This window comes from Pseudomonas sp. GL_090 (assembly GCF_057837765.1).
In genome coordinates, this window is record NZ_CM174452.1 from 2,328,898 (window position 1) to 2,341,181 (window position 12,284).

General features: G+C 60.7%; 11 protein-coding genes. 2 read left to right on the forward strand and 9 right to left on the reverse strand.

All coding sequences use genetic code 11. The features are described from left to right. Window positions 1-7: 7 nt before the first annotated feature. The 4 genes from AC3ITA_RS10375 to AC3ITA_RS10390 all read right to left on the reverse strand — a co-directional run bounded on the left by AC3ITA_RS10375 (window position 8) and on the right by AC3ITA_RS10390 (window position 5,803). A complete protein-coding gene (locus tag AC3ITA_RS10375) occupies window positions 8-1,168 on the reverse strand; it encodes an iron-containing alcohol dehydrogenase (RefSeq protein WP_489280186.1) in 1,161 nt (386 codons plus the stop codon). A 3-nt stretch (window positions 1,169-1,171) separates the two neighbouring features. Continuing rightward, the gene (locus AC3ITA_RS10380; RefSeq protein WP_489280187.1) at window positions 1,172-2,563 is read right to left on the reverse strand and encodes an aldehyde dehydrogenase family protein; all 1,392 of its coding nucleotides are present in this window, start codon (window positions 2,561-2,563) and stop codon (window positions 1,172-1,174) included. Window positions 2,564-2,570: 7 nt separating this feature from the next. Beyond that, window positions 2,571-3,944, reverse strand: coding sequence for a glutamine synthetase family protein (locus AC3ITA_RS10385; RefSeq protein WP_489280188.1), 1,374 nt, complete (start codon window positions 3,942-3,944; stop codon window positions 2,571-2,573). A gap of 269 nt (window positions 3,945-4,213) precedes the next feature. Continuing rightward, the gene (locus AC3ITA_RS10390; RefSeq protein WP_489280189.1) at window positions 4,214-5,803 is read right to left on the reverse strand and encodes a winged helix-turn-helix domain-containing tetratricopeptide repeat protein; all 1,590 of its coding nucleotides are present in this window, start codon (window positions 5,801-5,803) and stop codon (window positions 4,214-4,216) included. Between the two features lie 259 nt (window positions 5,804-6,062). Here AC3ITA_RS10390 and AC3ITA_RS10395 point away from each other — a divergent pair, with 259 nt between their 5' ends. Together AC3ITA_RS10395 and AC3ITA_RS10400 are read left to right on the forward strand one after the other, a co-directional pair. After that, window positions 6,063-6,815 carry an SDR family oxidoreductase gene (locus tag AC3ITA_RS10395; protein ID WP_095943781.1) on the forward strand — a complete coding sequence of 251 codons (753 nt, stop codon included), beginning with the start codon at window positions 6,063-6,065 and terminating at the stop codon, window positions 6,813-6,815. Between the two features lie 44 nt (window positions 6,816-6,859). Further along, entirely contained in the window at window positions 6,860-7,273 is a 414-nt protein-coding gene (locus AC3ITA_RS10400; protein WP_489280191.1) for a cupin domain-containing protein, read from the forward strand. Window positions 7,274-7,337: 64 nt separating this feature from the next. Here the strand turns inward: AC3ITA_RS10400 and AC3ITA_RS10405 are convergent, their stop codons facing one another. The 5 genes from AC3ITA_RS10405 to AC3ITA_RS10425 all read right to left on the reverse strand — a co-directional run bounded on the left by AC3ITA_RS10405 (window position 7,338) and on the right by AC3ITA_RS10425 (window position 12,041). After that, on the reverse strand, window positions 7,338-7,661 hold the full coding sequence (locus tag AC3ITA_RS10405; RefSeq protein ID WP_489280193.1) for a hypothetical protein: 324 nt from the start codon (window positions 7,659-7,661) through the stop codon (window positions 7,338-7,340). A gap of 153 nt (window positions 7,662-7,814) precedes the next feature. Continuing rightward, a complete protein-coding gene (locus tag AC3ITA_RS10410) occupies window positions 7,815-8,507 on the reverse strand; it encodes an RES family NAD+ phosphorylase (RefSeq protein WP_489280194.1) in 693 nt (230 codons plus the stop codon). Then, a complete protein-coding gene (locus AC3ITA_RS10415) occupies window positions 8,501-8,905 on the reverse strand; it encodes an antitoxin Xre-like helix-turn-helix domain-containing protein (protein WP_150674056.1) in 405 nt (134 codons plus the stop codon). The genes AC3ITA_RS10410 and AC3ITA_RS10415 overlap by 7 nt, the downstream gene beginning before the upstream one ends. Window positions 8,906-9,031: 126 nt before the next feature. Beyond that, window positions 9,032-10,225: a Fic family protein gene (locus AC3ITA_RS10420; RefSeq protein ID WP_489280196.1), complete on the reverse strand. Its 1,194-nt coding sequence runs from the start codon at window positions 10,223-10,225 to the stop codon at window positions 9,032-9,034. Window positions 10,226-10,544: 319 nt separating this feature from the next. Further along, window positions 10,545-12,041, reverse strand: a complete 1,497-nt coding sequence (locus tag AC3ITA_RS10425; RefSeq protein ID WP_489280197.1) for a methyl-accepting chemotaxis protein — start codon at window positions 12,039-12,041, stop codon at window positions 10,545-10,547. Between the last annotated feature and the right edge of the window lie 243 nt (window positions 12,042-12,284).

The window sequence follows — 12,284 nt, forward strand, 5'->3', positions numbered from 1 at the left end:
CTCGCTCCTACAGACGGCCGTGAAACGCCGCGTCGAAAATCTTTGCCACGCCGTCCCGGGTCAACGGCAGTGGGTTGCCGCCAGCGGAGGGGTCGACAATCGCCATGTCCGCGATCAGGTCGGCCTGCCGGTCATCCACGCCCAGTTCAACCAGGGTGTGGGGCACGCCGATGTCCTTGCGCAGCTTGAGGACGAAGGCCAGGAAGCTGTCGAACCCCGGGGAGGGCAGGCGCAGGTACGCGGCCAGGCGGGTGATGCGTTCCTCGATGGCCGAGCGATTGAACAGCAGCACATAGGGCATGAAGGTGGCATTGGTCATGCCGTGATGGGTGTCGTACAGCGCACCCACCGGATGGGACAGCGCATGCATCCCGCCCAGGCCTTTCTGGAATGCCGTGGCGCCCATGGCCGCCGCTGCGAGCATTTGCGCGCGGGCCTCAAGGTCCGACGGAGTGTGTACCGCCTTCACCAGTGAGTTGGCCACCAGGCGCATGCCTTCCACGGCAATGCCATCGGCCAAGGGATGAAAGCCGGGGGCGCAGTACGCTTCCAGGCAATGGGATAACGCATCCATGCCAGTGCCGGCGGTGATTTTCGCCGGCATGCCGACAGTAAGGGCCGGATCGCTGATCACCACGCGGGGCATCATTTTCGGGTGGAAGATGATGCGTTTGGTGTGGGTGCGCTCGTCGATGATCACCGCCGCGCGACCGACTTCGGAACCGGTGCCCGCCGTGGTCGGCACGGCAATGACCGGGGCGATGCGGCTGTCGTCCGCGCGGGTCCAGTAGTCGCCGATGTCTTCGAAGTCCCAGACCGGGCGGGTCTGGCCGCTCATGAAGGCAATGAGCTTGCCCATGTCCAGGCCACTGCCACCGCCGAAAGCGATCACGCCGTCGTGCTGGCCGGCACGCCAGGCATCGAGCCCTCCGGCCAGGTTGGCTTCCACCGGATTGGGCTTGAGGTCACAAAACAGCGCCACGCCAAGACCGGCGGCGCGCAATGCGTCCAGCGCCGCCGTGGTGATCGGCGCGCGTGCCAGGCCGCTATCGGTCACCAGCAAGGGGCGCTGGATGCCCTGGCTGCGACAGACCTCGGCCAGTTCGGCGATGCGCCCGACACCGAAACGAACGCTCGTGGGGTAGTTCCAGTTTCCTGTCAGGTTCATGGTCTACACCTCGTGACGCAGATGAAAGGATTTGGCCCGGGTCAGGTGTTCGTAGCCCAGTGACGACAGGGTGACGCCGCGCCCGCTGTTCTTCACGCCGGTCCAGGCCAGTGCCGGGTCCAGGTAATCGCAGCGGTTCATGAACACCGTGCCGGTGGCGATCTCGTTGCCCAGGCGTTCGGCCGCGGCGAGGTCCCGGGTCCAGATGGACGCGCTGAGCCCGAACTCACTGTCGTTCATCAAGGCGATGGCTTCTTCATCGCTGGCCACCGGCATGATGCCGACCACCGGGCCAAAGCTTTCGTCGCGCATGACCGACATTTGATGGGTCACGTCCACCAGCACTTGCGGTGCCAGGTAGGCGCTGCCCGGCACGTCGGCGGGAAAGGACTTCGGATCGATCAGCGCTGTCGCGCCCTGGGCCTGCGCTTCGGCGATCTGGCCGCGAACGAAGAAGGCGGCGCCCGGCGTCACCAACGGACCGAGGGTGGTGGCTTCGTCCAACGGGTTGCCCAGCACATACTGGCGGGTCAGTTCGGCGAAGCGCTCGACAAACACCGGGTAGATTTTCTGATCGACGTAGATGCGTTCCACGGCGCAGCAACTCTGCCCGGAATTGAAGAAACTGCCGTCCACCAGATTTTCCACCGCGTGTTCAAGGTTGGCGTCTGCCCGGACATAGGCCGGGTCCTTTCCGCCGAGCTCCAGGCCCATGCCGAGAAATTGTCCGCTGGCGGCGCTTTCCATGACTTTGCCAGCTTCCACGGAACCGGTGAAGTTCACCTGCTGCACGCGCCCGGCAGCAATGATCGCCCCGGTCGACACATGGTCGAGCAGCAGATTCTGGAACAACCCCTCGGGCAGCTTTGCGCGACGCATGGCCTCGGCAAAACGCTCGCCCACCAGCAGGGTTTGCGATGCATGTTTGAGGATCACACTGTTGCCGGCCATCAGCGCGGGGATGATCGTGTTCACCGCCGTCAGATAGGGGTAATTCCACGGAGCGACCACCAGCACCGTGCCCAGCGGCTCGCGTTTGATATAGCGCTGGAAACCCGCCTTGGGCTCCGGCTCTATAGCGGCCAGGGCCTGCGGTGCGATGGCGATCATGTGCCGGGCACGTTCGGCAAAACCGCGCAGTTCGCCGGTACCGTAACGCACCGGGCGACCCATCTGCCAGGCCAGCTCCGGCACGATGTCGACCTGCATCGACAGCATCGCGTCCACCGCAGCGCTGCAAAATGCCGCGCGTTCGCTCAGTGATCGGCGTTGCCATGACGCCTGTGCGCTGGCAGCCGCCGTCAGCGCTTGCTCGACTTGCGTCGCATCGGCAAGATCGCGTTCGACGTACACCCGGCCATCGACAGGGGAGATCAGTTGCACCTTCGCAGTCATGATGTTCTCAGTAGCGCTCGAAACCGCGCTGCAATTCCCAATCGGTGATTCGCCGGTCGTACTCTTTCTGCTCCCACTCGGCGGTATGCACGTAATGCTCGACCACCTCATCGCCGAACGCCTCGCGCAACATGCCGGAGGCCTTGAGGGCGGCGCTTGCCTCGCGCAGGGTCTTGGACACTTCCGGCAGATGCTCATCGAGGTAGGCGTCGCCTTCGAACGGTGGCGCCAGATCGAGCTTCTCGTCGATACCCGCCAGACCCGCCGCGATTAGTGCGGCAAAAGCCAGATAAGGGTTGAGATCGGCGCCGCCGATGCGGCATTCGATGCGGATGGACTTGCTGTCCTCGGCACACAGGCGAAAGCCGGCGGTGCGATTGTCGCGGCTCCAGACCGCCCGCGTGGGCGCAAAGGTGCCAGCCTGGAAGCGCTTGTAGGAGTTGATATAAGGCGCGAGAAAACAGGTGATGTCGTTGGCGTACTTGAGCTGCCCGGCGACCCAGGCCCGCATCAGTTTCGACATGCCGAACTCGGCTTTCGCGTCGAAGAACAGCGGCTTTTTGGCGTTCTTGTCCCACAGCGAGTTATGGATATGGCTGCTGGAACCGGCGGCGTCGTAGCGCCACTTGGCCATGAACGTGATCGCCTTGCCCTGCAGCTGCGCGATCTCCTTGCAGGCGTGCTTGATGATGACGTGGTGGTCGGCCATGGTCATGGCGTCGGCGTAGCGGATATTGATCTCTTCCTGCCCCGGGCCCCATTCCCCCTTGGAGTTTTCCACGGGAATGCCCGATGCCTGCAAATGCTTGCGAATCGCCCGCAGCACCGGCTCTTCGCGGGTGGTCTGGAGGATGTTGTAGTCCTCGATGTAATGACCGGCGGTTTTCGGTTTGTGATAGTTGCGCTGGTGGATCGCCTCGTAGCTCTCATCGAACAGATAGAACTCCAGTTCCGAGGCAAACATGCCGGTATAACCACGCTCGCGCAGACGCTCGACCTGCTTTTTCAGAATCGCCCGAGGGCTGTGAGGCAGGTCCTGGCGATGGTGATGGTCGAGCACGTCGCACAGCACCAGCGCCGTGCACTCAAGCCAGGGCACGCGCCGCAGGGTGGACATGTCTGGCTTGAGCACGAAGTCGCCATAACCCTTGCTCCAGCTGGCCGCGGCGTAACCCGGCACCGGCTCCATGTCGATGTCGTCGGCCAGCAGGTAGTTGCAACAGTGGGTTTCTTCATGACCGCTGTCGATGAAAAACTCGACCTGGAAGCGCTTGCCGACCAGGCGTCCCTGCATGTCGACCATGCAGACCAGTACGGTATCGATTTCGCCGGCAGCCGCGGCGCGCTTGAGTGCATCAAAGCTGAGGAGGGGCTCGGTCATCACGGCAATCCTGCGTGAAAGGTTTGGGCCAGTCTGGGATAGCTGTTGCAGACGCTCTCCAGAAAAACCCAAAACCTGCAGAACCGAGCATCGTGAGCAACGAGTTGATCAAAGCTTAGCCTACTGTTGCAATGTGTGAATTTTGCCCCCCTGTAGGAGCGAGCCTGCTCGCGATGGTCGCTAACGATTACGCGTGACTACTGGCTAAACGCGGCGCACTTGAGTCCTTCGCGAGCAGGCTCGCTCCCACAGGGTAAGGTGGGCCGCCTTTACTCCGGCAAGCCAGCCAGTCGCAGTCCATCGACGAAGCGGGCGAAGTCTTCAGGCCGCTGGATTGGCAGCCAATCCTTGAGGGTACCCAGGCGCAAGGAGGGATCGAGCTTTTGCAGACGCTGCATCGCCAGGTTCGCTTTATCCATTCGACCGCCGAGCGCATGACTGGCCGCCACCAGTGCCGCCGCGATAAGCAGACTGGGCAGGTTGCCCAGTGCCTTTTCCGCCCAGTGCGCAGCGGCATCGAAGTGCCCGGCGAAGAAATGTGAGAGCGCCATCCCGACCTGCATCCTGAACATTTCCGGATCCAGCGGACTCAAGCGAACGGCATGGTTCAAATGCTCGATGGCGGCGTCTGTTTCACCGTGCAACGCCCGCAGGATGCCACCCAGGAACCACGCGGGGGCGAGGTTGGGATTGAGCAGGCGCGCCCTGTCGAGCAGTGCAATGCCGGCGTCGACTTCACCGGCCAGATGAGCCAGCGCATGTCCGCCCCGGGTCAACGCGACGGCATCATCGCGGCCGAGGGTCACCGCCAGGCGCGCCAGCCGTATGCCCTCGGCGATTTCCGCGGGCCGATCGTCCATCCAGCCATTGAGCTTGCGCCAGAAGTGGCACCAGGCGGCCATGCCATAGGCCGAAGCAAATTCCGGGTCGAGTTCGATGGCCTGGTAGAACATCGGCAGCGCCTGCTCGATGGCTTCCCGGCTGCCGCTGTGCAGTTTTGCCATGGCCCGAAGGTAATAGTCGTAGGCGTCCAGGCTTTCTGTCGGCTTGCGTTTGGCGCGTTCGATTTCTGCCCGTTCCAGTTGCGGCGCGATAGCACCGACGACGCTTTCGGTGATTTGGTCCTGCAGCTCGAAGATGTCATCGAGCAGGCCTTCGAAGCGCTCCGCCCAGATGTGCGTCCCGCTCGTCGCATCGATCAGTTGCCCGGTAATGCGCAGCCTGTTGCCGCTCTTGCGCACACTGCCTTCGAGTACGTAACGCACACCCAACGCCTGGCCGACGCCCTGGGCGTCCACGGTTTGGCCCTTGTAGGTGAAGCTCGAATTGCGCGAGATCACGAACAGCCAGCGGATACGCGACAGGGCGGCGATGATGTCCTCCACCACGCCATCGGCGAAATATTCCTGCTCCGGATCGCCGCTCAGGTTCTGGAAGGGCAGGACGGTGATCGAGGGTTTGTCCGGCAGGATCAGCGTAGAGGAGGGGATTTGCTTCGGGGCAGCGCTCGGGCGTTCATCGCTATCGGGCTGTCGCGCTTCCCCGGTCATGGCGCCGTTGATCCGGCCAACGAAGCGGTAGCCCTTGCGGGCGACGGTGCGCACAAGACGCTGCTCCTCACCGGTATCACCGATGGCCTTGCGCACCGCATTGATGTGGCTGGTGATCGTCGACTCCGAAACGATCCGGTCGCCCCACACCGACTTGAGCAACTCGTCCTTGCTGACGACGCGATCGGGATTGTTGACGAACAGCAGCAACAAGTCGAAGACCTGCGGGCCGACGGCCACGACCTGCCCGCGCAAGGTCAGCTCACGGCGGTCCTGATCGAGTACGTAATCTTCAAACGCGAATGACAAGATGAGCATCCCCTGCGAAGCGCCCTCAACTCCGTGTCCCAGGCGGCTGGCGGTTGGTAACTGGGGGAAGATGATACGGCAGCTCGACACCCGCTGCACCGTCCGCGCCAGGGAATGCTGGACGAACAGCCTCTGCGTTGGACATAAATCCAAGCGTTCGCCAAGGCAAACCCAAGCCCGGAACAAGGACTTGCCTGGTGCGCGCAGGCAATCTCTCTACACCGACGCAATGGTTGCAGTCGACAAGTGGAGAAAAGTCATGAAGATCGTCGTCATCGGAGGCTCCGGCCTCATCGGATCGAAACTTGTGAACACCCTGCGCGAGCGCGGCCATGACGCGCTCGCCGCCAGCCCCAGCTCGGGCGTGAACAGCATCACCCGCGAAGGCCTGGCCGCAGCGATGGATGGCGCTGATGTCGTTGTCGACGTGGCGAACGCGCCATCGTGGGAGGACCAGGCCGTTCTCGATTTCTTTGAAACGTCGAGCCGTAACCTGCTGGCCGCCGAAGCCGCTGCCGGGGTTGGTCATCATGTTGCCTTGTCGATTGTCGGCAGCGAACGGCTACCCGATACCGGCTATTTCCGGGCCAAGGTCGCGCAGGAGGCCCTTATCAAGGCGTCCGGCATGCCTTACACCATTGTGCGTGCCACGCAGTTCTCCGAGTTTGCCGGCGGCATTGTCCAGTCGTTCGCCGTTGGCGAGGAAATCCATGCTTCGCCAGCGCTGATCCAGCCGGTTGCGTCCGACGACGTGGTGGCGGCGTTGGCCGATGTCGTGCTGGCGGCTCCGCTCAATGGCACCGTTGAAGTCGGCGGCCCGGAAACCATGCCGATCGACGAACTGGCCAGACGCTATCTGCGGGCGACCCAGGACAACCGCAAGGTCGTGCCGGACGTGCATGCGCGCTACTTCGGCGCCGTGCTCAACGATCAATCGCTGGTCACCGGCAAGAACGCACGCCTGGGGGCGATCCGCTTCGACGACTGGCTGGCCCGGTCGACGGCGCAGTAACGGATCGCACCCTCACATTTCCCTACCAATCCAGGAGAAATCCCATGGTTACCCGATTGCTAATGGCCGCTGTCTTCGTAGCGCTCTCGATCAGCGCCGCATCGGCCGCCGAGCCGCCCCCCGGCAAGGTGACGGTGGTCTTCGACCGTCCCATCCCCAACATTCCTGGCAAGAGCATGAGGGGTGTGGTCGTCGAGTATGGGCCGGGTGCCGCGTCGCCGGCCCACACCCATCCGAAAACGGCCTTCATCTATGCAACAGTGCTGGAGGGCTCGTTTCGCATCAAGGTTAAAGGCGAACCGGAAAAGATCTACAACGTCGGTGAAAACTTCGTAGAGGAGCCGGGTTCCGTGCATCTGGTCAGCGCCAACGCCAGCGACACCCAGCCGGCACGCCTGTTGGCGGTGTTCGTCCTCGACACTGAGGAAAAGGTACTCGTCACACCCATCAAACAGTGAGCCACGAAAAAGCCCGGCTGTTGAGGCCGGGCTTTTCGTTGAGTCCTGCGGTCAAGCACTGCATTCAGACAGCGCGGCTTTCGATCAGACGATCCGAACCGCCTTCAGCGACGCGGTTTTGCAGAAGCTTGTCGGAGCCGCCTTCAGCGACGCGGTTTTGCAGAAGCTTGTCGGAGCCGCCTTCGGCAACACGTTTTTCCAGCAGGCGATCCGAGCCACCTTCGGCCACACGATTCTCGATCAGGCGATCGGAACCACCCTCGGCCACACGGCTTTCAATCAGACGGTCCGAGCCGCCTTCAGCGACCGCAGGTTGAGCAGAAGTTGCAGCGAAAGCGTTAACTGCGAAAACCGAGAAAGCGATGCTGAGGAGGGTTTGGCGTTTCATGATGGTGTGCTCCGGGGTGCTTATGGGTTGGTATGGAGCAGATGTTACGCCGGGGATTTTTTAAGAGAACTTCATTGAAATGATGGTGACTATCGATGCAGTCAATGGATCGAACACCGCGCCTGCAAGCACCATGTTTTTGTGGCGAGGCAATCAGGCTTGGCTGATCTGGCTCACGCTGGTGATCTGCCCATTCCAGACCATCTCGTAATGCGCCGCCTGCACAATCGACGAAACCGGCCTCGGCGTCATCAACGCCCAGCAATGACTGCCCGGCATCCGCACCGAGTGATAACGCAAACCGGGACAACCGGCATCCCGCACCGCGCGCCCCAGCACACGGGAATGGCTGTAGTCGTCCGGGGCGTACACCGGATCACTCATCGGCAGGGCCGTAGCGTCTTTCATCCCGCCATCGCCAAAAGCACAGGCCAACCCACGAAACACAAACCGCTCATAGCTCAGGCTCGGCACCCTCGACCAATACAGCGCCTGGTGATGCCGCACCTCGGCCAGCGCCGCTTCCATCGAGTCCGCCAGGTACAACACGCCAAAACGCCCGTCGCTGAAACGCGAACCCGCCAGGTTGACGTGGGTAAAGGGCGCGATGGCGTAGGAGCAACCGGGAATGCCGAACGGAATCTCGCTGCGCGCAATCAACTCCAGCTGGCCCACCTCATTCTTCAACCGCGGATTGGTCAATGCCTGAATCTCGAACAACACCTCGAACTCGTCCGCATCCGCCACATCATCAAACAACGCAATGGGCGGAAACTTCGAATTGACCAGGCGATAAGCCTGCAACGACTGACCGGCAAACACCGCCAACTCACTCGCCATCACCATTGCGCACCCCGCAGCATGTCGATGCGGCGGAAGGTTTCATACAGCGAAATCATGTCGCCCTGGGCCATGATCTCCAGCGGCGAACGCCCGTTGAAAAACTCGTTGTCATTGGCCATCGAGGCAAAGCCATAGACGTTGTCCGGGTTGTCGAACACCAGCCGCAACGTCGCGTGAATGTTCAGCACAAAGCTGATGCGCTGCATCTGATCCGCATCCAGCGCCACCGCCCAATCCGGGTCACGCTGACGGGCGCGGGTATAGGTACTGCGGGAAATACGCAGGATGCGACAGGCCTGGTCGCTGGTGGCTTTCCACTTTTCCAGAATGCTCACGGCGGCGCGCAGGCCGGTGACGCATTGGTTTTTGCTGAAGGATTGGGGTTGGATGGGGACGGCCATGTTTGTGTCCTTTGGTTGCATCTATAGATTCAAATGTAGATTTAATGGGTCTGTAGAGCAATGTTGGTGCGACGGGTGGACCTGGCGTTCCAACGCATGGGGTCGCGATCTTGCTGAGGCTATGTGTTACTGAAACCGTCGATGTAGGTCTGGAAAAACATCCTGTGCAAACCAGGCGGGCAGGCCGGGGGTCACGATTCTGGATTTTGGCGTCCGGCTTTCTACCAGGCCGACTTTTATAAGCCTGGATAACTCGTCGATTGCCGGGCGCGGTGTCAGGCCTGTGAACGTCTTGATTTCATTGCGCGGCAAGCTGCCTTGGGTGATTAACGCAATGATCGCGGGCGCACTTTCCGGACGGATACCTTGCTGTAGAAGTCTCTCGTTGTAGCGAAACGCGCGTATTACGCGTTCACGCAATTGGGATGGGTCTACCGCGGCAATCATGTAGTCGACCTGGTCGTGACAAACCTGCAGCATGAACTCAATGAATTCGAAATAACGTCGCTGGGACAATTGTCCCCGTCCGTCCAAATCACCTTCTCGTGGGCGGTCGGCCATGGTCAGGGCGCTGTAGTAGTCCTGATGCCGTCGTGCAAGGCCGCGTGACAGTGACCAGAGGGTAGGCTCCAGCCCCAGATGTACCAACTGCAAATGAGTGATCAGCCGTGCAACCCGTCCATTGCCGTCGGTAAAGGGGTGAACCCAGGCGAGCCTATGGTGGTAGGCAAGCGAAGAAATCAGCTGGCGGCGAGGGTCCGTCTGCCGGCCAAACCCTGACTGAAGGTGTCGTAGCATCGCCTCGACAACTGAAGCGTCCGGCGCATCATGATTGCCGACGATTACGTTTTGATCCGTGACCGACCGAAGTATGCCGGGCTGCATTATTGAGCCATCTGACAGCGTACGTTCTGCGTCACTGGCTCCACGAAAAAGCCGGTTATGCATAGCGCTCACGAACTCGGGTGCGAACATGTCGCCCCAGCTAAAAGGGCCCCGCTGGCGCAACGTCCGCTCAAACAAGGCTTGCACCGCCATTTGTTCAACCGCCAGGCTTTTGAGTCGCTTGCGATCTTTGACCGGCGCCGTTTGTGCTTTCTGCATATCGGCAGGCTCGGTGTATTGCCCTTCGATCAGGTTCGAGTAGTACGTATTGGTGATTTGCAGGAGACGGCCGAGCCGTGCAGCGGTTTCAGGCGGTAGTCGCCCGGCTAGAAACCGGGTCTTTCTGGGCAACGCATCCGCAAGATCAATGATCGATGGGGGTAACGACTCAGGGAGAACCGGGTCCAGCCAGGATTTCGATGTGATTAAGGACATGGCAGTTCGTGTCGTCAGAAATTGTCTTCACAATTTATTTCACATAGGTGATCGTTTAACAAGCCTTATTTTGTTGGGTTTTATGTGAGTTTGTGAGGATTTTTAATTGAACGTACTTCACATTTTATTTCACAATTTTTTTGAAAAAACTCCAGGGTTCTGGAATGCCAATCGCCAGCGAATACAAATACGGCGCCTATTAGGTGCTCGTATTCAATTACTTCGCTGCGGCGCCCTCAAGTAGCGCCTGCAACTTGCCTGGCCTGCGGGTTACCCGCCATTTTTCCCATTGGGAATAAACACCGCGCCTACGGCTGCATCACTGATGAAACGTGCGTCCCAACGCATCCAGCCGAGTGGCAATCGGCGGCAACTGTCGACTGCTCAGCGCCAGCGTCTCCACATCATCCGCCGTGTTCTGCGCAATGCTCTGCACCGACTGCAAGCGCCCGACAATCTCGAAACTCGCCGAGGACTGTTCACGGGTTGTCGTGACAATTCGCCCATTGAGTTCATCGATCTGCGAGATGTCGCTGCCGACAGCCTGCAACATCGCCGCCGCCAACTGACTGTCCTCGACGCAGCGCTCCACACCTTCGCGACTGTCCTGCATGGCCTCCACGGCTTTGCGGCTGCCTTGCTGCAAGGCCTCGATGATGGTCCTGATTTCCTTGGTGGACACCGCCGTGCGCTGCGCCAGGCTGCGCACTTCATCGGCCACCACCGCAAAACCCCGGCCTTGCTCGCCGGCGCGGGCGGCTTCGATAGCGGCGTTGAGCGCCAGCAAGTTGGTCTGATCGGCAATGCTGCTGATCACCTCCAGCACCGTACCGATCTGCTGCGCCTGCCCGGCCAGTACCTGCACGGTCTGGTTGGTGCCTTCCAGGCGCGAGGCCAGCTGGGTAATTTCCTGCCGCGCACGGTTCACGCTTTCCTGCCCTCGGGTGACTTGCGCGCTGGCCTGGCCGGCATGTTCAACGGCATGCTCGACATGCACCACGATGTGCTCCATCGCAGCGCCCATGCGCTGCATCGACCCGGTCATCTGCGCGATTTCCGTCAACTGATGCTTGGCGCCTTTCTCCAGCGTATTGCTCGCCTTGGCCAACTCCTGGCCCAACTGACCCAGACCCTGAGAGTCACGCACCACACCGTCCACCAGCGCGGTGATCTGCCCCAGGAACTGATCGAAGCGCTGCGCCAGCGACACATGCACCTGCATCTTGTCACCCTGGCCGTCACCAGCGGTGAACTGGGACGTGGTGGCGAGCATTTTGTCCAGCATGTCCTGGCTCTCCACCGCATCGGTCTGACTGTGCAGCGCCAGATAGAGCAGCGCGACCGTCTCCATCACCACGTAAAAGGCGTGAACGAACACCATTGTCCAGCCACCGTGATGGGCCATCACAAACACCGGAAAACCCTGATGCTGCAGCACATGAAACACCACGTGATGCAGCGCAATCGTCACCGCCGCCACCAGGATCGGCAGCCAGTCCCGATAAAACGTCAACACCGCCAACAACGCAAAAATCCCGAAGTGCGACTCAATGACCCCCCCGGCCTGATTGATATGCAACGCCGCCATCACCATCAAGCCAACGCCCAGCAAACAGCGCATCAACCGTGACCCGCCGATTGCGCGATACAACAGCGTCAACAGCACACTGGTGCCGCCACCCACCAGTAACGCTTGCTTGAACGTGTCGTGCCAGAGCGCCAGGCCCACCGCGAAAGCGAACATCAGCCAGACCAGGCCCAGCATGATGCGGTCGGCTTTGCGGTAGTGGTCGAGGAAACGAGGGGGGAAGGGCATGTACGCTTACTCCATGTAAATGAGCCAGAAAAAAGCAGGGTTTATGGCAACACGGGACATCGCGAAGGCTTGGATGCGTTGTTAAAGGAGCAGACGTTTTCAGAGTCAGGGATGTGAATCTGTTGGCGACATGGTCGAGGTGTATTTGAGATGCCGTGGAGAGCGTAGCCCTTGGCCATCATTCCGGACAGGTACGACGTCGCTTGTGGAAAACAATGTCCGATATAGAGGCAAGTAATGCCG